20 protein-coding genes and 1 tRNA gene are annotated in these 19,561 nt (G+C 69.5%); 17 read left to right on the forward strand and 4 right to left on the reverse strand.

Annotation, left to right across the window (positions count from 1 at the left end; genetic code table 11):
- Nucleotides 1-98: 98 nt before the first annotated feature.
- Nucleotides 99-2,834: a pyruvate dehydrogenase (acetyl-transferring), homodimeric type gene (aceE, locus tag AB0B35_RS35985; protein WP_361054536.1), complete on the reverse strand. Its 2,736-nt coding sequence runs from the start codon at nucleotides 2,832-2,834 to the stop codon at nucleotides 99-101.
- Nucleotides 2,835-3,036: 202 nt separating this feature from the next.
- Here aceE and AB0B35_RS35990 point away from each other — a divergent pair, with 202 nt between their 5' ends.
- The 4 genes from AB0B35_RS35990 (at nucleotide 3,037) to AB0B35_RS36005 (ending at nucleotide 8,697) form a co-directional block, all read left to right on the forward strand.
- Nucleotides 3,037-3,573: a hypothetical protein gene (locus AB0B35_RS35990; protein ID WP_361054540.1), complete on the forward strand. Its 537-nt coding sequence runs from the start codon at nucleotides 3,037-3,039 to the stop codon at nucleotides 3,571-3,573.
- A gap of 203 nt (nucleotides 3,574-3,776) precedes the next feature.
- The gene (locus AB0B35_RS35995) at nucleotides 3,777-4,181 is read left to right on the forward strand and encodes a secondary thiamine-phosphate synthase enzyme YjbQ (protein WP_360537881.1); all 405 of its coding nucleotides are present in this window, start codon (nucleotides 3,777-3,779) and stop codon (nucleotides 4,179-4,181) included.
- A 310-nt stretch (nucleotides 4,182-4,491) separates the two neighbouring features.
- Nucleotides 4,492-7,023 carry a glycoside hydrolase family 9 protein gene (locus AB0B35_RS36000; RefSeq protein ID WP_361054613.1) on the forward strand — a complete coding sequence of 844 codons (2,532 nt, stop codon included), beginning with the start codon at nucleotides 4,492-4,494 and terminating at the stop codon, nucleotides 7,021-7,023.
- Between the two features lie 93 nt (nucleotides 7,024-7,116).
- Entirely contained in the window at nucleotides 7,117-8,697 is a 1,581-nt protein-coding gene (locus AB0B35_RS36005; RefSeq protein ID WP_361054543.1) for a DUF4139 domain-containing protein, read from the forward strand.
- A gap of 54 nt (nucleotides 8,698-8,751) precedes the next feature.
- Here the strand turns inward: AB0B35_RS36005 and AB0B35_RS36010 are convergent, their stop codons facing one another.
- Nucleotides 8,752-9,666, reverse strand: a complete 915-nt coding sequence (locus tag AB0B35_RS36010) for a metallophosphoesterase (RefSeq protein ID WP_361054546.1) — start codon at nucleotides 9,664-9,666, stop codon at nucleotides 8,752-8,754.
- A gap of 101 nt (nucleotides 9,667-9,767) precedes the next feature.
- On the opposite strand from AB0B35_RS36010, the gene AB0B35_RS36015 reads away from it, so the two are divergent.
- The 8 genes from AB0B35_RS36015 to AB0B35_RS36050 all read left to right on the forward strand — a co-directional run bounded on the left by AB0B35_RS36015 (nucleotide 9,768) and on the right by AB0B35_RS36050 (nucleotide 15,981).
- Entirely contained in the window at nucleotides 9,768-12,086 is a 2,319-nt protein-coding gene (locus tag AB0B35_RS36015; protein ID WP_361054549.1) for a thiamine pyrophosphate-dependent enzyme, read from the forward strand.
- 282 nt (nucleotides 12,087-12,368) lie between these two features.
- Nucleotides 12,369-12,812, forward strand: a complete 444-nt coding sequence (locus tag AB0B35_RS36020; protein ID WP_203687816.1) for a DUF3052 domain-containing protein — start codon at nucleotides 12,369-12,371, stop codon at nucleotides 12,810-12,812.
- Between the two features lie 72 nt (nucleotides 12,813-12,884).
- On the forward strand, nucleotides 12,885-13,340 hold the full coding sequence (locus AB0B35_RS36025) for a peroxiredoxin (RefSeq protein WP_361054552.1): 456 nt from the start codon (nucleotides 12,885-12,887) through the stop codon (nucleotides 13,338-13,340).
- A 72-nt stretch (nucleotides 13,341-13,412) separates the two neighbouring features.
- Nucleotides 13,413-13,484, forward strand: a tRNA-Val gene (locus AB0B35_RS36030).
- 304 nt (nucleotides 13,485-13,788) lie between these two features.
- Nucleotides 13,789-14,541 carry a tyrosine-type recombinase/integrase gene (locus AB0B35_RS36035; protein ID WP_361054555.1) on the forward strand — a complete coding sequence of 251 codons (753 nt, stop codon included), beginning with the start codon at nucleotides 13,789-13,791 and terminating at the stop codon, nucleotides 14,539-14,541.
- 2 nt (nucleotides 14,542-14,543) lie between these two features.
- Nucleotides 14,544-15,032 carry a hypothetical protein gene (locus AB0B35_RS36040; RefSeq protein ID WP_361054558.1) on the forward strand — a complete coding sequence of 163 codons (489 nt, stop codon included), beginning with the start codon at nucleotides 14,544-14,546 and terminating at the stop codon, nucleotides 15,030-15,032.
- 329 nt (nucleotides 15,033-15,361) lie between these two features.
- Nucleotides 15,362-15,574: a type II toxin-antitoxin system VapB family antitoxin gene (locus tag AB0B35_RS36045; protein ID WP_361054561.1), complete on the forward strand. Its 213-nt coding sequence runs from the start codon at nucleotides 15,362-15,364 to the stop codon at nucleotides 15,572-15,574.
- A complete protein-coding gene (locus AB0B35_RS36050; RefSeq protein ID WP_361054564.1) occupies nucleotides 15,571-15,981 on the forward strand; it encodes a PIN domain-containing protein in 411 nt (136 codons plus the stop codon). The genes AB0B35_RS36045 and AB0B35_RS36050 overlap by 4 nt, the downstream gene beginning before the upstream one ends.
- A gap of 255 nt (nucleotides 15,982-16,236) precedes the next feature.
- Here the strand turns inward: AB0B35_RS36050 and AB0B35_RS36055 are convergent, their stop codons facing one another.
- A complete protein-coding gene (locus tag AB0B35_RS36055; protein WP_361054568.1) occupies nucleotides 16,237-16,455 on the reverse strand; it encodes a hypothetical protein in 219 nt (72 codons plus the stop codon).
- A 417-nt stretch (nucleotides 16,456-16,872) separates the two neighbouring features.
- Between AB0B35_RS36055 and AB0B35_RS36060 the strand changes: the two genes are divergently transcribed.
- The 5 genes from AB0B35_RS36060 (at nucleotide 16,873) to AB0B35_RS36080 (ending at nucleotide 18,853) form a co-directional block, all read left to right on the forward strand.
- Nucleotides 16,873-17,148 (forward strand): hypothetical protein, encoded by a 276-nt coding sequence (locus AB0B35_RS36060; RefSeq protein ID WP_360537915.1) that lies wholly within the window; start codon nucleotides 16,873-16,875, stop codon nucleotides 17,146-17,148.
- On the forward strand, nucleotides 17,121-17,381 hold the full coding sequence (locus AB0B35_RS36065; protein ID WP_361054619.1) for a hypothetical protein: 261 nt from the start codon (nucleotides 17,121-17,123) through the stop codon (nucleotides 17,379-17,381). The genes AB0B35_RS36060 and AB0B35_RS36065 overlap by 28 nt, the downstream gene beginning before the upstream one ends.
- Before the next feature lie 191 nt (nucleotides 17,382-17,572).
- Complete coding sequence (locus AB0B35_RS36070) at nucleotides 17,573-17,827, forward strand: hypothetical protein (protein ID WP_361054570.1); 255 nt, start codon at nucleotides 17,573-17,575, stop codon at nucleotides 17,825-17,827.
- Between the two features lie 6 nt (nucleotides 17,828-17,833).
- The gene (locus tag AB0B35_RS36075) at nucleotides 17,834-18,316 is read left to right on the forward strand and encodes a hypothetical protein (protein ID WP_361054573.1); all 483 of its coding nucleotides are present in this window, start codon (nucleotides 17,834-17,836) and stop codon (nucleotides 18,314-18,316) included.
- A gap of 54 nt (nucleotides 18,317-18,370) precedes the next feature.
- Nucleotides 18,371-18,853 (forward strand): hypothetical protein, encoded by a 483-nt coding sequence (locus AB0B35_RS36080; protein ID WP_361054576.1) that lies wholly within the window; start codon nucleotides 18,371-18,373, stop codon nucleotides 18,851-18,853.
- A gap of 46 nt (nucleotides 18,854-18,899) precedes the next feature.
- Here the strand turns inward: AB0B35_RS36080 and AB0B35_RS36085 are convergent, their stop codons facing one another.
- Nucleotides 18,900-19,517: a hypothetical protein gene (locus AB0B35_RS36085; RefSeq protein WP_361054579.1), complete on the reverse strand. Its 618-nt coding sequence runs from the start codon at nucleotides 19,515-19,517 to the stop codon at nucleotides 18,900-18,902.
- Nucleotides 19,518-19,561 lie beyond the last annotated feature (44 nt).

The raw sequence follows: 19,561 nt of genomic DNA on the forward strand, positions 1-19,561 counted from the left end.
AGCACGAAGGCCCCGCGACACCAGGTCGCGGGGCCTTGGCCGAAAGGAAGGGCACCTTCTGCAACGCGGAGCGTTGCAGAAGGTGCCCTTCCTTTCTCTCAGCTGTCGCCGCCGGTTTCGCCGGCGGGGGCCGCCAGGACGTCGTCGATGGCGTACTTGCGGGCGGCCTCGGCCGGGGCGGTCGCGGGGACCTCACCGGCGCGGGCGAGCTGGGCCAGGACCGCCACGACGACCGACTCGGCGTCGACGTTGAAGTGGCGGCGCAGGGCCGAGCGGGTGTCCGACATGCCGAAGCCGTCGGTGCCGAGCGAGGTGTAGTCGCCCGGGACCCAGCGCGAGATCAGGTCGGGGACGGCCCGCATCCAGTCGGACACGGCCACCTTCGGGCCGGGCGCGTTCTGCAGCGCGCGGGTCACGTACGGCACCTTGGCGGGCTGGTCCGGGTGCAGGAGGTTGTGCCGCTCCGTCTCCACCGCGTCGCGGCGCAGCTCGGTCCAGCTGGTCGCCGACCACACGTCGGCGGCCACGCCCCAGTCCTCGGCCAGCAACTGCTGGGCGCGCAGCGCCCACTGCATGCCGACACCCGAGGCCATGATCTGCGCCTTCGGCCCCTCGACCGTCGCGGGAGCGTACCGGTACAGGCCCTTGAGCAGGCCCGCCACATCCACGTCGGCGGGCTCCGCCGGGTGCACGTACGGCTCGTTGTAGACGGTCATGTAGTAGAAGACGTCCTCCGGCGACTCGCCGTACATCCGCTTGAGACCGTCCTCGACGATGTAGGAGATCTCGAAGCCGAACGCCGGGTCGTACGCCACCGCGGCCGGGTTGGTCGCCGCGATGAGGTGCGAGTGGCCGTCCTCGTGCTGCAGGCCCTCGCCGTTGAGCGTGGTGCGGCCCGCGGTCGCGCCGAGCAGGAAGCCGCGCGTCATCTGGTCCGCCGCCGCCCACAGGCCGTCGGCCGTGCGCTGCCACCCGAACATCGAGTAGAAGATGTAGACCGGGATCATCGGCTCGCCGTGCGTGGCGTACGCGCTGCCCGCGGCCGTGAACGAGGCGATCGAGCCGGCCTCGTTGATGCCCTCGTGCAGGATCTGCCCGGCGGTGGACTCCTTGTAGGACAGGAACAGCTCCCGGTCCACCGAGGTGTACTGCTGGCCGTGCGGCGAGTAGATCTTCGCCGTCGGGAACAGCGAGTCCATGCCGAAGGTGCGCGCCTCGTCGGGGATGATCGGCACCCAGCGGTGGCCGATCACCTTGTCCTTCATCAGGTCCTTGAACAGCCGGACGAAGGCCATCGTGGTGGCGATCTTCTGCTTGCCGGAGCCCTTCTTCAGGTCCGCGTAGACCTTGGTCTCGGGCAGCTGCAGCGGCGTGTGCTTGGTGTTGCGCGAGGGCAGCGAGCCGCCCAGCGCCGCACGCCGCTCCATCAGGTAGCCGATCTCGTCGCTCTTGGCACCCGGGTGGAAGTACGGCGGCTCGTACGGGTTGGCCTCCAGGGCCGAGTCCGGGATGTCGAGGAAGAGGCGGTCGCGGAAGCTCTTCAGGTCGTCCAGCGTCAGCTTCTTCATCTGGTGCGTGGCGTTGCGGCCCTCGAAGTGCGAGCCCAGCGTCCAGCCCTTGATGGTCTTGGCGAGGATGACCGTCGGCTGACCGGTGTGCTCGGTCGCGGCCTTGTAGGCGGCGTAGAGCTTGCGGTAGTCGTGGCCGCCGCGCTTGAGACCCCAGATCTCGTCGTCGGACATGTGCTCGACCATCTTGCGGGTCCGCGCGTCGCGGCCGAAGAAGTGCTCGCGCACGTACGCCCCGGACTCCGCCTTGTAGGTCTGGTAGTCACCGTCGGGCGTCACGTTCATCAGGTTGACCAGCGCGCCGTCGGTGTCCTGGGCGAGCAGCGGGTCCCACTCCCGGCCCCAGACGACCTTGATGACGTTCCAGCCGGCGCCCCGGAAGAACGCCTCCAGCTCCTGCATGACCTTGCCGTTGCCGCGGACCGGGCCGTCGAGGCGCTGCAGGTTGCAGTTGATGACGAAGGTGAGGTTGTCCAGCTCCTCGCGCGCGGCCAGGCCGATCGCGCCCAGGGTCTCCGGCTCGTCCATCTCGCCGTCGCCGAGGAAGGACCATACTCGCTGGTCCGAGGTGTCCTTGATGCCGCGGTGGTGCAGGTAGCGGTTGAACCGCGCCTGGTAGATCGCGTTCAGGCCGCCCAGGCCCATGGACACCGTCGGGAACTCCCAGAAGTCCGGCATCAGGCGCGGGTGCGGGTACGACGGCAGGCCGCCGCCCGGGTGCGACAGCTCCTGGCGGAACCCGTCGAGCTGGTGCTCGCTCAGGCGGCCCTCCAGGTACGCGCGCGCGTACATGCCGGGGGAGGCGTGGCCCTGGTAGAAGATGTGGTCGCCGCCACCCGGGTGGTTCTTGCCCCGGAAGAAGTGGTTGAAGCCGACCTCGTAGAGCGACGCGGACGACGCGTAGGTGGAGATGTGCCCGCCGACGCCGACACCGGGGCGCTGCGCCCGGTGCACGGTCATGGCCGCGTTCCACCGGATGTACGCGCGCAGCCGGCGCTCGATGTGCTCGTCGCCGGGGAACCACGGCTCCCGCTCGCTGGGGATCGTGTTGATGTAGTCGGTCGTGGTCAGCGGGGGGACGCCGACCTGCCGCTCACGAGCCCGCTCCAGCAGGCGCAACATGACGTACCGGGCGCGCTTGGCGCCTCGTTCGTCGATCACTCCGTCGAGCGACTCGACCCACTCGGCCGTCTCCTCGGGATCGATGTCCGGGAGCTGGCTCGGCAGGCCGTCGCTGATCACCGGGCGCTTGCGTTCGGTGGCCACAGGCGTTCCCTCGTAGTTGTAGTGATGATCGGTCTAGACACAGAGTTTGTCTGTTCGACCCATCCTGCCCCTCCGGTGGGGGATTCGTCACGCGTACCGGCACGCGATGCGACACGCGACACGCATACTGACCAGTAACATTTCGGTCGGCTTCACGACCGGGGGAGCGCTCCAGTGGCGTGCGCCGATTAGATTGCCGCCCATGCGACGACTCCTCGGTCTCCTTCTCATCGCATACGGATTCCTGCTCGCCGTCAACACGACCTTCCCCCTCCTGGCCGATCTGGGCGGGGAAAAGGTGACGGCAGGGAACAACGGTGATGCTTTGGTCTGCCAGCAGGACCTGCTGGCCCCGCCGTACGCGGGCATCTACGGCAACTGCGAGCTCAGCTGGGTCAACGGGCCGCTGCGGGACAGCGGCCGGGTGGTCGGCCGGGACGTCGCCGCCGCACTCGACGCGAACAAGTCGGCGGTCCCGGCGGTCGCGATCACCGGCATGGACGGTTACGCCTTCATCCCGCCCACGGGCCTGGAGCGCGTCGCCGGCTTCGCCGCCCCGCTGGTGATCGTCTTCGGCCTGATCCTGCTGTTCGCCCCGCGTAAGCGCCGCCGCCGGCGGGGCGGCCACTCGCACGGCGACCACGACCACGACGATGACGACTACGACAGCGACGACTCCGGCGACTCGGGTGACTCGGGCGGCGACGGTGGCGGCGACGGCGGTGGCGGCGGCGACTGACCCGCTGCCTCCCCGCCCCCGCTGCCTCCCGGCCGCGGCCCCGCGCTGTCGCGGCGTGGCGGCGTCAAGATCGGTGTTTCCGGTCAGGAAGTGCGGTCCGACCTCACTTCCTGACCGGAAACGCCGATCTTCCTTTCGCTCGCGGCCGGGCCGGGCCGGGCCGGCCGGGACGAGTCGGGGCCGGGGGCGATTAGGGTGGGCGGGTGCGTAGTGAAGTGCTGACGGTGCGGACCGGGAGCCGGGCGACCGTCGTCGACATCACCGATGAGGCCGCGGCCTTCGTGCGGGAGCTGGGCGATGGGCTGCTGCACGTGTTCGTGCCGCATGCGACTGCCGGGATCGCGATCATCGAGACCGGCGCGGGCAGTGACGACGACTTGCTCACGGCGCTGGAGCACGTGCTGCCCGCCGACAACCGCTGGCAGCACCGGCACGGCTCACCCGGCCACGGGCGCGACCACGTGCTGCCCGCCTTCGTGGCCCCGTACGCCAGCCTGCCGGTCCTGAACGGCCGCATCGCCCTGGGCACCTGGCAGTCGATCTGCCTGGTCGACACCAACGGCGACAACCCCACCCGCCAGGTTCGCCTCTCCTTCCTCGCCGGCTGAAACTTTCGGCCCACCGCCCGCGCAAGGTCATCCGACTTGCCCGGCACCTGTGCGTATCTTGAGCGCCGATTCGCCCACCTGCCTGGCAAGTCGAGCGATCTTGGGCGGCCGCCGGGCGCGTTGCGAAGCGCGGGGCCGGGTGGGTGATTGACACCCCCGAAATGTGGCGGCAATAATTCATGGGCGCAGATGGGAGCGCTCCCAGATCATTGGCGCATTCCGGCTGCTCACGCCCGCTTTCGATGCACCACCGATCGCTCCATCGAAAGGACCCCCAGTGCGTAGACCCGTGCTGATCGCGCTGGCCGCCGTGGCCGGGCTCGTGTCGACGAGCCTGACCGCCGCCGCCGCCTCGGCAGACGCCCCCGAGCAGATCGTCAACGGCACCTTCACCTCCGGCCACGCCCCCTGGTGGGGGACCGGCAACATCACGCTCGACTCCAGCAGTGGGCAGCTGTGCGCCGACATCCCGGGCGGCACCGTGAACCCGTGGGACGTGATCATCGGGCAGGACAACATCCCGCTGGTCGCGGGGGAGACCTACAACTACAGCTTCACCGCGAGCGCGACGCCGGACAAGGTCGGCAAGGCGCTCATCCAGCTCCCGGTGGACCCGTGGACGCAGTTCCTGGCCGCGAATCCGCTGATGACCGGCACTGCCACCGGCTACTCGTACACCTTCACCGCGCCCGTCTCCCTTCCGAACGCGCAGGTGGCGTTTCAGATCGGTGGCAGTGCCTCCCCCTGGCGGCTCTGCCTCGACGACATCTCCCTCAAGGGCGGCGCGGAGCCCGAGGTCTACGAGCCCGACACCGGCCCGCGGGTGCGGGTCAACCAGGTCGGCTACCTGACCAAGGGCCCGAAGAACGCCACCGTGGTGACGGAGTCGACGGCCGCCCTGGGCTGGCAGCTCAAGAACGCGGGCGGCGACGTCGTCGCGAGCGGGAACACCACGCCGCGCGGCGTGGACGCCAGCTCCGGCCAGAACGTCCACTCGATCGACTTCAGTGCGTACGCGGTTGCGGGCACCGGCTACACCCTGGTCGCCGACGGCGAGACCAGCCGCCCGTTCGACCTGGCCGGCAACCTCTACGCGGGGCTGCGCGACGACGCGCTGAAGTTCTTCTACACGCAGCGCTCCGGCGTCGCGATCTCCGACGCCCTGCGGCCCGGCTACGGCCGCCCGGCGGGCCACGTCGGCGTTGCGCCGAACAAGGGCGACACCTCCGTGCCCTGCCAGCCGGGCGTCTGCGACTACTCGCTCGACGTCTCCGGCGGCTGGTACGACGCCGGTGACCACGGCAAGTACGTCGTCAACGGCGGCATCTCGGTGTTCCAGATGGTCAACGAGTTCGAGCGGGGCAAGTGGGCGGCGACCGCGCAGGCGTTCCCGGACGGCCAGCTGAACCTGCCGGAGAGCGGCAACGGCGTGCCGGACATCCTCGACGAGGCGCGCTGGCAGCTGGAGTTCCTGCTGAAGATGCAGGTCCCGGCCGGTAAGCCGCTGGCCGGCATGGCCCACCACAAGATCCACGACAGCGAGTGGACCGGCCTGCCGCTGCTGCCCAACCTCGACGACAAGCAGCGCGAGCTGCACCCGCCGTCGACCGCGGCGACGCTGAACCTGGCCGCCGCGGCGGCGCAGGCGGCCCGCGTGTACGCCCCGTACGACGCGGCCTTCGCGGCCCGTAACCTGGCCGCGGCCCGCACCGCGTACGCGGCGGCGCTGGCCCACCCGGCGATCTACGCGAGCCCGTCCGACGGCACCGGCGGCGGCACGTACGACGACGTCGTCGTCACCGACGAGTTCTACTGGGCGGCGGCCGAGCTCTACCTGACCACGGGCGAGAGCCAGTACCTGTCCGCGGTGACCGGCTCGCCGCTGCACACCGCCGACGTGTGGAGCAGCAACGGCTTCGGCTGGCAGTCGCTGGCCGCGCTGGGCCGCCTCGACCTGGCCACGGTGCCCAGCGCGCTGCCCGGCCGGGCCGCGGTGCGCGCCTCGGTCGTCTCCGGCGCGGAGGAGTACCTGGCCGCGATCGAGGCGCACCCCTACGGCGTGCCGTACCAGCCGGCGAACAACGCCTACGACTGGGGCTCCAACAGCGGGATCGCCAACAACCTGGTGGTGCTGTCGACGGCGTACGACATCACCGGCCAGGACCGCTTCGCCGACGCGGTGACGCAGGGCGCGGACTACCTGTTCGGCCGCAACGCGCTGAACATGTCCTACGTGACCGGCTACGGCGAGGTCCACTCGAAGAACCAGCACAGCCGCTGGTACGCCCACCAGCTCAACCCGGAGCTGCCGAACCCGCCGAAGGGCACCCTGGCCGGCGGTGCGAACTCGTCCATCCAGGACCCGCTGGCGCAGCAGAAGCTGACCGGCTGCACCGGGCAGTTCTGCTACATCGACGAGATCGACTCGTGGTCCACCAACGAGCTGACGATCAACTGGAACGCCCCGCTGGCCTGGGTGGCCGCCTTCCTCGCGGGCCAGGGTGACGGCGCGAGCGCGCCCGCGCCCACCTGCAAGGTGACCTACACCAAGCACGCGCAGTGGCCGGACGGGTTCAACACCCAGATCACGGTCAAGAACACCGGCTCCACCGCGGTCAACGGGTGGACGCTGAAGTTCTCGTTCCTGGGCGCGCAGTCGGTCGACGACGTCTGGAGCGCCGCGGCGACCCAGTCCGGTGCGACGGTCAGCGCGAGCAACCTCGCCTGGAACAAGGTCATCGCACCGGGGCAGTCGGTGACCTTCGGGTTCATCGGCGACGCCGCGAGCGGCCCCAACCCCAACCCGGCCCTGTTCACCCTGAACGGCGCCGCCTGCTCGTAACACCTCCTCCCCAGGGGCGGTCGCGGCCACAAGCCGCGGCCGCCCCGCCCCATTGGGGCGCTTCGCTCAGGCCGGTTTGGGTAGCCTCGTTTCATGAGCGAACGATTCACGGGATCGGACGGCCCCGACCTCGTCGACGCCCCGATCGTCGCGGTGACCGTGTTCCCCGACCGGGCGCGGGTGACCCGGCGCGCCACGGTGACCCTGACCCCCGGCGAGCACCGCGTCCCGTGTGGACCGCTGCCGCTGAACCTGCTGCGCGACTCGGTGCGGGTGTCCGGTCACGGCCCGGCCGCCGTCGCCGGGGTGAACGTGGTGACCCGCCGCGAGCCGGTGACCACGCACACCGCCGTCGTCGAGCTGGAGGCGGAGCTGCGCGAGATCGAGGCGGTGATCGCCGTGCTCGACGACGCCGACACGGTGGCCACCGCCCGGGAGAAGTTCCTCGGCAGGCTGGCCATGCGTGGCGCAGGCGCGCTCGCCTCGGGCGAGCCCGGCGCGGCGGCCGTCTTCGCCGACGGGCTGGACGAGCAGCTCACCGCGATCCACGCGGGCCGCCGCAGCCGCGAGCGGGAGCGGTTCGACCTGCACCGCCGCCGGGAGGCCGCCGAGCGGCGGCTGATGGACCTGCGCGGCAGCACCCGCCCGGACCGGCTGGCCGCGGAGATCCTGCTGGAGGTCGACGAGCCGGGCGAGATCGAGCTGGAGCTGTCCTACGTCGTGCCCGGCGCGAGCTGGAGCAGCGGCTACGACCTGCGGCTCGCCGGCGACGCGCTCACCCTGACCTGGCACGGCATGATCACCCAGCGGACCGGCGAGGACTGGCCGGAGTGCGCGCTCAAGCTGTCCACGGCCCGCCCCGCGGGCGCGCTGGAGGTGCCGGAGCTGGACCCGTGGTTCGTCGACGTGGAGCGCCCCATGCCCATCGCCTACGCCGCCGCCCCGATGGCGATGTCCGCCCCGCCGCCGCCCGCCCCGGGGGCCGCGCCGATGCAGACGATGATGCCCAAGGCGCGGGCCGCGGTGCGGGAGACCAGCGCGAGCGTGGAGGAGGGACCGGTCGCGGCCACGTACACCCCGCTCAAGCCGGTGGCCGTGCCCGCCGACGGCACCGCGCACCGCACCCTGATCGCGCGCTTCGACCTGGCCGCCCGCCTCGACCACATCACCGCGCCGGTACGCGCCGAGGAGGCCACCCTGCGCGCCACCGTGCTCAACACCTCCGGCCACACCCTGCCCGGCGGCACGGCGGCCCTCTTCCACGAGGGCGACTTCGTCGGCTCCACCCGCCTGGAGCCCTGGGCCCCCCAGGAGGAGCGCGAACTGGCCCTCGGTGTCGACGACCGCGTCCGCGTCGAGCGCGAACTCGTCCGCCGCGCCGCCGGCAAAGCCACCCTCGGCTCGTCCCGCCGTACCGACGCCGAATACAAGATCACCATCGCCAACCACACCCCCCGCCAGGTCTCCGTCACGGTGCTCGACCAACTTCCGGTCTCCCGCGACTCCCAGATCACCGTCAAGGAACTCCACGCCAAGCCCGACCCCGCCGAACGCTCCGACCTGGGCGTCTACACCTGGAAACTCACCCTCGCCCCCAACGCCACCCAGGAAATCCACTTCGCCCTGCGCGTCGAGTCCGCCAAGGGCGTCGACATCTCCGGCTGGCGCGACTGACGAAACGGTGGTGGCCTTCCGTCACATCCCGGAAGGCCACCACCGTTCAGTGCGTCAGTGGCAGGTGGCCAGGCCCTGGTCCTGGAAGGTGCTGCCGGGCTGGCCGACGAATTTCCAGGTGTAGAAGTCCTGGTAGAGGGAGAGTTTCAGAACGCCGAAGGTGTCGTCGTTGCGGGCTCGGGAGTTGGCGGCGATGGTCTTGCTGAAGCCGTTGAGGCCGCCGCCGCCGGTGCCGACGGTGAACTGGCGTACGCCTTTCTCCTTGTCGAGTTCGCCGTCGGGGGTTTGCGGGGCGAAGCGCTCGTAGTGGTGGTTGTGGCCGTTGAGGACGAGTTCGACGCCGTGGTCGTAGAGGAGCTGGAAGAAGGGCTTCACGCGGGGGTCGGCGCCGTGTTTCCAGCCTGAGGTGAACAGGGGGTGGTGCCACATGGCGACGGTGCACTTGGCGTCGGAGGACTCCAGCTCCTCGCGCAGCCAGTCGGCCTGCTCGGAGTCGTCCTCGCAGTCGACCAGGTCGCAGGTGGAGTTGAGCACCAGCACCTGCCAGCCGTTCAGCTCGTACGAGTACCAGCCCTTGTCCTTCTCGCCCGCCGCCTCGCCGAAGTAGCCGTAGTAGGGGCCGCCGTTGTCGGTGCGCATGTCGTGGTTGCCGATCGCGGGGCGGGTGCGGTCCTTGTGGCGGCCCCAGTACGGCTCGTAGCACTTCTGGAACTGCTCGGCGGTACCGGCCACGTACGCGTTGTCGCCGAGGGTGAACACGGTGCCCGGGATCCGGTCCAGCAGTTTCGCCGTGGCCTCGTCGCCGTCGCTGAGGCAGCTGCCGATGTCCCCGGCGCCGACCAGCACCGCGGGTTCCTCGGCGGCGGGCGCGGCGTTCGCGGCGGGCTGAGCGGGCGCGAGGGCGGCGAAAAGGCCGAGACCTGCGGCGGCGAACAGGAAGCGGCGGGCACGGGGGGACCGGTGAACCATGACGCAGATTATGGGTAAATTTGGATAAATCGTCCATCTTGTGCAGTGGTGTGGCGTGTCCGATCACCGATCCGGGTGGTCGCCCCCGCCCCCTCTGGGTAATGCTGTGCAGCGTGAGCACCTCTCATGATCTCGACGAACGGTTCCGGAGCGCGCTGGCGGCGTGGCCCGCCAGCACCCCGCCGAACGGCGATCCGCATGCGACGGTGCGCCCCGACAGCGGCCTCACCGGGTCCATGGCCAGGGAACTCTTCGACGCGCAGGTCACCAGCCGGCACCTGGACCTGGCCGCGCGGCGGCTGCGCGCCGACGGCGCCGGGTACTACACCATCGGCTCGGCGGGCCACGAGGGCAACGCGGGCGTCGCCGCGGCGCTGCGCCCCACCGACCCGGCGCTGCTGCACTACCGCTCCGGCGCGTTCTACGCCGCCCGCGCCGCCCAGCTCGCCGAGGGCAAGGTCGACGCCATCCGCGACGTGCTGCGCGGCGTCGTGGCCAGCGCCGCCGAACCCATCGCGGGCGGGCGGCACAAGGTCTTCGGCAGCACCGACCTCAACATCATCCCGACCACCTCGACCATCGCCTCGCACCTGCCCCGCGCGGTCGGCCTGGCCTTCGCCGTCGAGCGTTCCCGGCAGGGCCTGGACACCCGCCGGGGTCGGCACGCCGCCGAGGACGGCGGACCGGCGCTCGTGCCGCCCGCCTGGCCCCGCGACGCCGTCGTGCTGTGCTCGTTCGGCGACGCGTCGGTCAACCACGCCAGCGCCGTCGCCGCCTTCAACACCGCGGGCTGGTCCGACTTCACCGGGTTGCGGCTGCCGCTGCTGTTCGTGTGCGAGGACAACGGCCTCGGCATCAGCGTGCGCTCCCCAGCCGGCTGGGTCGGCGAGACCCTGCGCGCCCGCCCCGGCCTGCGCTACTTCCACGCCGACGGGTGCGACCTGGCCGACACGTACGCCGTGGCCCGCTCCGCCGTCTCCTGGGTGCGCCGCCACCGCCGCCCCGCGGTGCTGCACCTGCGCACCGTGCGGCTGATGGGCCACGCCGGGGCCGACGCCGAGCTGGCCTACCGCACCAACGCCGAGATCGAGCACGACCTGGCCCTGGACCCGCTGCTGCGCACCGCGCGGCTGCTCGTCGACGCCGGGCAGGCCAGCCCGATGGAACTGCTCAGCCGGTACGACGAGATCGGCTGGCGGGTGCAGCAGGCCGCCACCGGGGTGCGCGACGAGCCGAAGCTCGCCTCCGCCGCCGAGGTCGTCGCCCCGCTGGCCCCCCGCCGCCCGCTGCGCGTCGCCAAGACCATCGCGCAGGCCGGGGAGCGGGCAGCCGGGGCCGCGCTCGCCGAACGCCACCGCATCTTCGGCGGCAAACTGCCCGAGCAGACCGGCCCGCAGACGCTCGCCCAGGCCGTCAACGCCACCCTGGCCGACCTCATGATCAGCCACCCGCAGGCCATGGTCTTCGGCGAGGACGTGGCCCGCAAGGGCGGCGTCTACGGGGTCACCAAGGGCCTGCGCGAGCGCTTCGGCCCGGCCAGGGTCTTCGACACCCTGCTCGACGAGACGTCCATCCTCGGCCTGGGCCTCGGCGCGGGGCTCGGCGGGCTGCTGCCCATCCCCGAGATCCAGTACCTGGCGTACCTGCACAACGCCGAGGACCAGCTGCGCGGCGAGGCGGCCAGCATGCGCTTCTTCTCACAGGGGGCGTACCGCAACCCGATGGTCGTGCGCATCGCCGGGCTCGCGTACCAGAAGGGCTTCGGCGGGCACTTCCACAACGACCACTCGGTGGCCGTGCTGCGCGACATCCCCGGCCTGGTCGTCGCCGTGCCCTCACGCGCCGACGACGCCGCCGCCATGCTGCGCACCTGCGTCGCCGCCGCCGAGGTCGACGGCACGGTCAGCGTCTTCCTGGAGCCCATCGCCCTGTACCACACCCGCGACCTGCACACCGACGGCGACGGCGGCTGGCTGAGCCCGTACGCCGCGCCCGACCGCTGGGCCGACACCCACGTGCCCGTCGGCCGCGCCCGCAGCCACTCCTACGGCAGCGGGGACCGGCTCACCGTGCTCACCTTCGGCAACGGCGTACGCATGTCCCTGCGCGTCGCCGCCCGCCTGGCCGAGGAGGGCCACGGCTGCCGCGTCGTCGACCTGCGCTGGCTCGCCCCGCTGCCGCTGGCCGACATCGTGCGCGAGGCGGGCGCCACCGGCCGGGTCCTGGTCGTCGACGAGACCCGCCGCTCCGGCGGAGTCGGCGAGGGCGTGCTCGCCGCGCTCGTCGACGCCGGCTACGTGGGCCTGGCCCGCCGCGTCGCCGCCGTGGACACCTTCCTGCCGCTCGGCCCCGCCGCAGACCACGTCCTGGTCGGCGAGGACGCCATCGAACGCGCCGCCCGCGCCCTCCTGGCCGCCTGAGCTTTGTGCCAAGATCACTCGAATTGCCCGGCAAGTGGTCTTAAAACGGTGGAAGATACGCACAGGTGCCCGGCAAGTCGGACGATCTTGGACGGATGTGGTCCCCGCGCCGCCTCCGGAAGCGCCTGAGCCGCGTTTTTGGCGACCCGCCGAGGCCGCCACTTGCGCTGGACGCTAGAACTGTGTGGACTACCCGCAGTCGGCTGTGACGCCGACGACAATAATCGAGTGACCCCGCAACGAACCGCGGGTGTCCGGAAAACGAAGAGGAGGCACAAGACAGTGAGCGCGACCGCTGGTCAGGCCGCCGAGGGCGTACGCAGCCTGGCGGACCGGTTCGGCATCGAGCCGGACATGGTGGTCATGGAGATGGGGTACGACGACGACGTCGACCACGAGCTCCGTGACGCCCTGGCCGACGCATGCGGATCTGATCTGGTTGACGAGGACACCGACGAGGTCGTCGACGCGGTGCTGGTGTGGTACCGCGAGGACGACGGTGACCTGTTCGAACTGCTTACCGACGCCATCTCCCCGCTCGCCGAGAGCGGCGTGGTGTGGCTGCTGACCCCGAAGTCGGGCCGGCCCGGGCACGTCGAGCCCAGTGAAATCGCCGAGGTGGCACCCACCGCGGGACTCTCCCAGACTTCCACCCTCAGCGCCGGCAAGGACTGGAGCGCGGCGCGGCTGGTGGCACCGAAGGCGGCACGCGCGTCCAAGCGCTGAACCCCGCCACGGACCTTCGAGCGGCCTGCCCCGAGCGGCAGGCCGCCAGGGAAACCTGCGACCATGGAGCACATGATCGAGGTAGGCGCGGTTGCGCCCGATTTCGTGCTGAAGGACCAGAACAACCAGGAAGTACGGCTGTCCGACTTCCGGGGCGCGAAGAACGTGCTGCTGGTGTTCTATCCGCTCGCCTTCACGCGCACCTGCCAGGGTGAGTTGTGTGAAATCCGGGACAACCTGAATGACTTCGTCAACGAGGGTACGCAGGTGCTGTCGATCAGTGTGGACTCGGTGTTCGCGCACAAGGTGTGGGCGGGGGAGCAGGGGTACGAGTTCCCGCTGCTCGCGGACTTCTGGCCGCACGGGGGTGTGGCGCAGGCGTACGGGGTCTTCAACGAGGACCGGGGGTACGCCAACCGCGGGACGTTCGTCGTCGACAAGGCGGGGGTCGTTCGGTACGCCGAGATGAACCTGCCCGGTGAGGCGCGTGACCAGGAGGCGTGGCGCAAGGCGCTCGGGGCGCTCTGAGCCGTAAGTGCGGTGAGGGCGGGGTCGGGGGTCAGGTAGGATGTGCCGGTTCGTGTCGGCGCAGGCCGGAGCGGGCGTGTAGCTCAGCGGGAGAGCATCCGCCTTACAAGCGGAGGGTCGGCAGTTCGAACCTGTCCACGCCCACAGTTCAGGAGCAGGCATAACGCCTGCTCCTTCTGTGTTTCTGGTGATCATTGGTGCGCGCAGACTTTCGCTGTGGGTGACCGCTGTGGACCCTGATTTTCCGTCGCTAGTTGCACGGATGTTGCACGCAAGATCGTGTTTCCACCTGCCTCCCCGTCTGTCGTCGGCCCGCACCCCGTGGTCATGATCTCCGGCCGTGGTCAAGGGTGGAGCACTCCACGACTGAACGACCTTGACCACGGCCGGAGATCATGAAGGCTTCGCCTGGGTCGACGTTTGGGCGATCGTTGACCTGCTTGCCTAGGTGTCGACAAAAGATCAATTACCTTCGCTGAGCGGTCACCCTCAGCTTGATCACTTCCGGCACGCTCTGACGTGCGTCGTTGCTGGCCATGGCCTCAACGTCGGCCAGTCGATCACCAGACGCATTGATCAGAGCGCTGACCTGCGGCAACTCTTCGCCTTCGGCAATGTCGATCTGTCCAATCGACTCAAGGCTTCGCTGCTGGCTGCCGGGTCGGGCGCGGGCCTGGCGCGGCCGGAGACAGAGCGCCGAGGCCCAGTGCCCGGACCCGGCGCGGCGCTTCAGTGCCGCCTTGACAAGGCGGAGCTTGTGGCGAACTCCCAGCTCCAGCGGGTGGGCACGAGGCTGCTGCGCCGCGAGTCGAAGACCGAGACCTCGGATGCCTCGCTGCCGCTGCCTGGGATCTGCGTGAGTGCCTTAACTTGGCATCGGGACGCGCTGAAGGCAGAGGGCGCGCCGGTCGGCCCGGACGACCTGCTGTTCACCACGATGACCGGGATGCCCGTTGAGCCGCGCAACTTCAACCGGTTCTGGGACCGCCAGGTCTACAGTGCCGGCGCCCGGCGGATCACCGTTCACGACGCTCGCCGTACCTGCGCGACCCTTCTCCGTGACCTCAACGTGCATCCTCGGGTCGCTCAGCGCATCCTGCGACATGCCCAGGTGTCGATCACGCTGGAGGTCTACACGGAGGTCACCGATGAGGCGACGAGGGATGCGCTCCGCCAGCTCGGTGAGAGTCTGGACGAGTAGCCGTGGAGCACGCAGGGCTGGCTAGTGATCAGTACGATCGCGCGGTGATGCATACGTGGCGGCCATCGCTGCTGGCCAGGATCGTCGCGATCTTCGCGATACTGCCCGCTGGCGGCTTCTATCTCTACGCCGCCTCATGGCACATCAGCGCAGATCCCAACCTGTTCCGGCTGATCGAGTTCCTGATGTTCGGATCCGGCCTCACGCTCTGGGCGATGTCTTTGGTGCGGCGGTCGATCACGCTGACGGACGAAGAGGTGATCGTGCAGAACCTCTTCCGGCGTTACCAGTTGCCGCTGGGCGAGGTGGTCGAAGCAACGACTGGTGACCTCGGCCTGTGGCTGTCGGCGACGAACGACAGAATGATTTCGCCCGCCGCGGCTGGACTGCCAATCTGGTTCAAGACACGTTGTCGCAGCCGGAACGATGAGATCGCGAAGATCATCAACGATCGGGTGAAACGGCACCGGAGGTTGCACGCGTCTACATGACCGCGCTGCACCGAGGGCGTTGCTGTACTTCGCTGCTGTCCCGAAGATCAAAAGGCCCTTCCGGCGAACCGGGGAGGGCCTTTGACGTGGTGCGGTGGTGGGGCGGGCGCGGCAGAATGCGAAAACGGTTCCGGCCGTCGCGGGTGATCCGTTACCGGTGCGGCCGGCCAGACGCACCGCTTGATCGAGCGATTTCGGCGGTAAGCCCGGTGCCACCCGATTCGAGCGACGACCGTGTAAGCCTGGCACCTGAGGCGACGCGCCGTGCCCGGCTTGCCGCCGGAAGGATATCCGAACTAGCATGGGATATCTCGCTGAAGGGTGGATGTATGGCCAAGACGCTGTTGGATGTTGACGAAGACCTGCTGAGCGAGGCCACCACCGCGCTCGGCACCAGTACCAAGAAAGATACCGTCAACAGTGCCCTGCGGTTCGCTGTCGATGAGATCAGAGCGCGGCGGGAGCGTGCGCTGGCCGAGCTACAGCGGATAGCCGATGACGGCGGCTTCGACTTCGACAAGCTCGACGAGCTGGACCAGTGAAGTACCTGGTTGATACGAGCGCCCTCGTGCGCATCGTGCGCCGCCAGGTCGATGGCCACTGGCACGAGCAGGTTACCCGCGGGCTCGTTGCCATCTGCGACCCGGTACTGGTCGAAACCCTCACGATCGCCGACGCCAAGGCATACACCCGTGTAGAAGACGCCCTCCGTGAGGCATACCCGTGGGTGCCCGTTCCAGACGACGCCTGGGACATCATCACCTCAGCCAGGCGTGAGCTGGCAACGAAGAGCGTTCATCAAGGACTGTCCGTCGCCGATCACTTGGTCGCGGCGACCGCCATCCGGCTGAAACTGACTGTGCTACATGAAGACGCCGACTTCGAGACTGCGGCGAAGATGATCCCGCAGCTCAAGCAGCAGAGAATCCTCCAAGCAACAGACGCGTAGTCGTACCGACGCCGACTACTTCGTGGACAACGCCGTCGCCAGCTGAGCCGGACGCTCCGCAGCCGAGCTTTCACGCCCCGGCTGGTCCCACCGGCGCGGTTTCGCATACTGCCACACGATTACCGGGGGCGAGGTCGGCAGCGGGTTGTGACAAGGTCCATGGCCCGTTGGCGGTCGAACACGGTTGAGTGGGGCCAGCGGCGTTGCTGTACGTTGTTGCTGTACAGCGGCGGCCCTCGCTTGCGTGAATGAGGATCAGGTCGGCTCGCCCGGTTCATCACCCTCGCTATCGCCGACCAGCAGACGCTTGACGCCTGCCTTCTCCAAGACCGATGGCAGCAGCAACATCGATGAGGCGATAAGCGACGCCGTGGGCATGTCCATCCAGCGCCAGATGAGCACGGTGCTCGCAGCAAGCCAACATACCCAACCGCTCACCCGGATGGCAGTCCATACGACGCGGCCTGGGTTCATGGGGGGTATTGAAGCACCATGACGCTTGTTGCAGGTCGCCAGCCCCAGCTCCCACGTAGTGCCTTGGTTCAAGTTCGAGCAGGCGGGCGGCGCACTGGTGCCAGGACTGCGGCGGCACACTGCCGTTGCGCCACCGCGCCGGCGAGGGATGCCGTGCCGACCGCCGGGCCGACATCGCCTCGTACGCGGACCACCTCGCGACCGAGCCGGGGGCGCGCCCGTGAGCACCCTGACCGCGCTCCTGCCGATCAGTGACGCGGCCGCCGCGCGCCTGCACCGGCAGCTCAACGAGCACGCTGCGGCTGCTACCGGACCCTGCCGGCGGTGCCACCAGTGGCGGTGCATGCCGTGGCGGGATGCGTACGCCGAGCTCGCCGCAGCCGGGCGCATCGCACCGATCCAGTGGAGAAGGCCGACGTGACCGAACATATGACGTACGAGCTTCCCGCCGACCATCCCGAGCCGCAGATCGGCGACGTGCTGCAGGTCCCGCACTACCTGGTCGACCGCCCGCCCGTGCTGGTGACCGTCACTCGGGTCGACGCGTGCGTCAGTCTGCGGCCGTCGGCATGGTGGGTGTTCGGGCAGGAGCGAGCCGGTTACGGCGTCCGGGTCTACGTGCACAGGCAGCACCCGCAGCGCGGCGAGCAGGCCGAGGGGGCGACGTGGCGGGACCAACTGCGGGCGGCCTGAAGTCGCGCCCCGCCCTCGCGGGCCTCCAGCCGGGCGATCTGCTGCACACCACGCGCGAGGCGAGTGTCCAGTTCGAGCAGTCGATGATGTTCCGACTGATCCGCGTGCACGACTGGGCGACGTACGACGGCTGGGTGTGGCTCGACGGCTACCAAATGAACGCGGCCGGGGACGCGGTCGAGCGGCGCTCGATCTTCGTGCAGCGCTCGGGCCTGCACTTCGTCCGGGGCTAGGTTCTGTGTGCTGGACAGGGCCTGGCGAATCCCCCGATTTGCTCGGCAACAACACGAGGCTTCCTCCCGGATACCTCGCCGGGGTTCGGTACCCCGACAGCAGCGGACGCCCCTAACCAACAAGATCGGTCAGAGGCTCGATCCGCCGGGACGGAATCGCCCTGGCGGGTGCCTGCTAGCGTGCCGTTCTCATGAAGCCCTTGAAGTCGCCGCTGGGGAAGATCGCCGTCTGGCTCGGCATCGCCGGTCTTGTGCTGCTGCTGGCCAGCTTCAGCAACCGGGTCACCACTGAGATCGATATCCAGCATGGACGCGTCTACCTGCTGGCCATCAGCCTTGCCGTGCTCACCTGGGCGGTGGTGTTCGGTGTGGGCGAGGCGATCATCCGGGAGCTGAGGGAGCATGAACTGACGCGCCGCGTGCTGCGCGGTGCCCGGGCGGAGTAGCCGTAGTTGAGCCTGCACTACGAATGGACGCTCTCGCTGCGCCTGCGCGCGGACGTGTCCGAACGCTTTCTCGCCGAGCTTCGCTTCCACCTCGGGCTGGCTGAAGAACTGCCCGAAGACCCCGAACTCGAGTACGGCTGGCCGTGCCTGGTCGGGGACTCGGACGACGTCCTGCCCGGCGGTGGTGCCCGGTCCCTGGTCCTCCAGCAGCCGTATTCGAGCCGGCCCGCTTCGCTCGGGCTGTTCGTCAGGTTGATGGTCCGCGACGACGAGTTGTATGACGTGATCCAGACCGTGCCCGCGTGGCTGGCCCCCCGGTCGGCGACGCAGGGCTGGATCGGGTTCGCGCGCGAGGAGCAATCGCTGCACCCCTGGCTGGACCTCTACGTCCAGGACGGGCACGCGTACGCGGCTCATCCCGGCGGCATAGCTCACCCACTGGCCGAATCCGCGCCGCCCTTCAGGCTTAGCGAGACTACCGACTTGTAGGCAGGGTGCCTGGCCGAGTCGCCGGGCACTGTCGGTTGCTAGCCTGCCGGCCTGATGACACGACGATTCGGGAATCGGAGCACCTTCGCCGTCGAGGTCGGCGAGGTCTGGTCTCGGGACCTGCGCATCGTCGACCTCTGGGCCGGGGGCAAACGGCTGACGACCGACGACGACACGGCCTTCGTCCCGTCCATCTGCCATCAGATGCGGTTGACGGCAGAGCTGGTGCGGCGGCGTGAGATCCCGCCCTGCCCCGTCACAGGCCGCCCGCCGGAAGAGATCTTTCGGCGATTGCAGGCAGACGAGACAGAGTTCCGGGAACGCTACTGGTTCATGGTGTGGAGCGAGATCCTCGACAACGTGTCCAAGTACGCCTACCTGGACGATGACCTGGTGATCGTCTTCGCGTTCTGGCGGGCGACGCACCCGTCTCCCGAGGACCTAGGCAAAGTTTTCACCGCCAGGATTCCGCCGGACGAGTTCGCGACCACGGTGCAGGAAGCGGCTGACCTGCTGCATACCGAGTGGGCTGGTTGACGCCGGGCACCCTGCCTTCGCCTGGTGCCCGGCGCGGACGGCGAGATCAGCAGAAGTCGGTGCCGCCCTCGTAGCTGGACTTCAGGTAGGCGGCGTCACCGGCGATCATGGCGAAGACCTTCTTGTTCTGGTCGAGGTCGAACAGGATGCCCCGCCCGGACGTCGTGGTGACCAGGTACGCCGCGCCGCCGTTGAGTTCCTTGCCGAGGTTGCCGTAGATCGACGAGACGGCGGCCAGCGTCATGCCCAGGCGGGCGCCGGACGGCGTCGGGATGGTCTTGGACCGGTTGACCACCAGGTACAGCACGCCGTCGGGCCGGAACTGGAGCTGGATGTCCTTCCAGACGCCGGTGCCGCTCGCGGTCGTGTTCACCGGGCAGGTCTCGGCGCCGGTGGCGACCTTGTCGAGGACTCCGCCCGCCTTCAGCGCCTCCAGGTTCGCGCCGATCGTGTAGGGGCCCGCGCCGTCGACCGTGAAGTTGATCGCGGGGGAGGGCGACGGCGACGCTGCCGGGCTCGTCTCCGCGCTGGGGGAGGCCTCCGCGGACACGCTGGTCTGCGCGCTCGGCGCGGGCGTGGTCGGGGCGGGGTCGTCGTCGCCGCAGCCGGCGAGGACGGCGACGGTGAGCACGGGGAGCAGGGCGAGACAGGCACGACGCAGCATGATCTGTAGTGGAGCGGATCGCGGATCGGCGCGCTATCAGCAAA

It is taken from the genome of Catellatospora sp. NPDC049133 (assembly GCF_040648455.1).
Taxonomy (GTDB): Bacteria; Actinomycetota; Actinomycetes; order Mycobacteriales; family Micromonosporaceae; genus Catellatospora; species Catellatospora aurea.

Bases quoted from the DNA above. Each gene is read 5' to 3' on its own strand.
- AB0B35_RS36070 (WP_361054570.1), top strand. From the start codon at position 17,573: ATGAAGCCCTTGAAGTCGCCGCTGGGGAAGATCGCCGTCTGGCTCGGC.
- AB0B35_RS36045 (WP_361054561.1), top strand. From the start codon at position 15,362: ATGGCCAAGACGCTGTTGGATGTTGACGAAGACCTGCTGAGCGAGGCC.
- AB0B35_RS35990 (WP_361054540.1), top strand. From the start codon at position 3,037: ATGCGACGACTCCTCGGTCTCCTTCTCATCGCATACGGATTCCTGCTC.
- AB0B35_RS36005 (WP_361054543.1), top strand. From the start codon at position 7,117: ATGAGCGAACGATTCACGGGATCGGACGGCCCCGACCTCGTCGACGCC.
- AB0B35_RS36055 (WP_361054568.1), bottom strand. From the start codon at position 16,455: ATGAACCCAGGCCGCGTCGTATGGACTGCCATCCGGGTGAGCGGTTGG.
- AB0B35_RS36085 (WP_361054579.1), bottom strand. From the start codon at position 19,517: ATGCTGCGTCGTGCCTGTCTCGCCCTGCTCCCCGTGCTCACCGTCGCC.
- AB0B35_RS36025 (WP_361054552.1), top strand. From the start codon at position 12,885: ATGATCGAGGTAGGCGCGGTTGCGCCCGATTTCGTGCTGAAGGACCAG.
- AB0B35_RS36010 (WP_361054546.1), bottom strand. From the start codon at position 9,666: ATGGTTCACCGGTCCCCCCGTGCCCGCCGCTTCCTGTTCGCCGCCGCA.
- AB0B35_RS36015 (WP_361054549.1), top strand. From the start codon at position 9,768: ATGCTGTGCAGCGTGAGCACCTCTCATGATCTCGACGAACGGTTCCGG.
- AB0B35_RS36080 (WP_361054576.1), top strand. From the start codon at position 18,371: ATGACACGACGATTCGGGAATCGGAGCACCTTCGCCGTCGAGGTCGGC.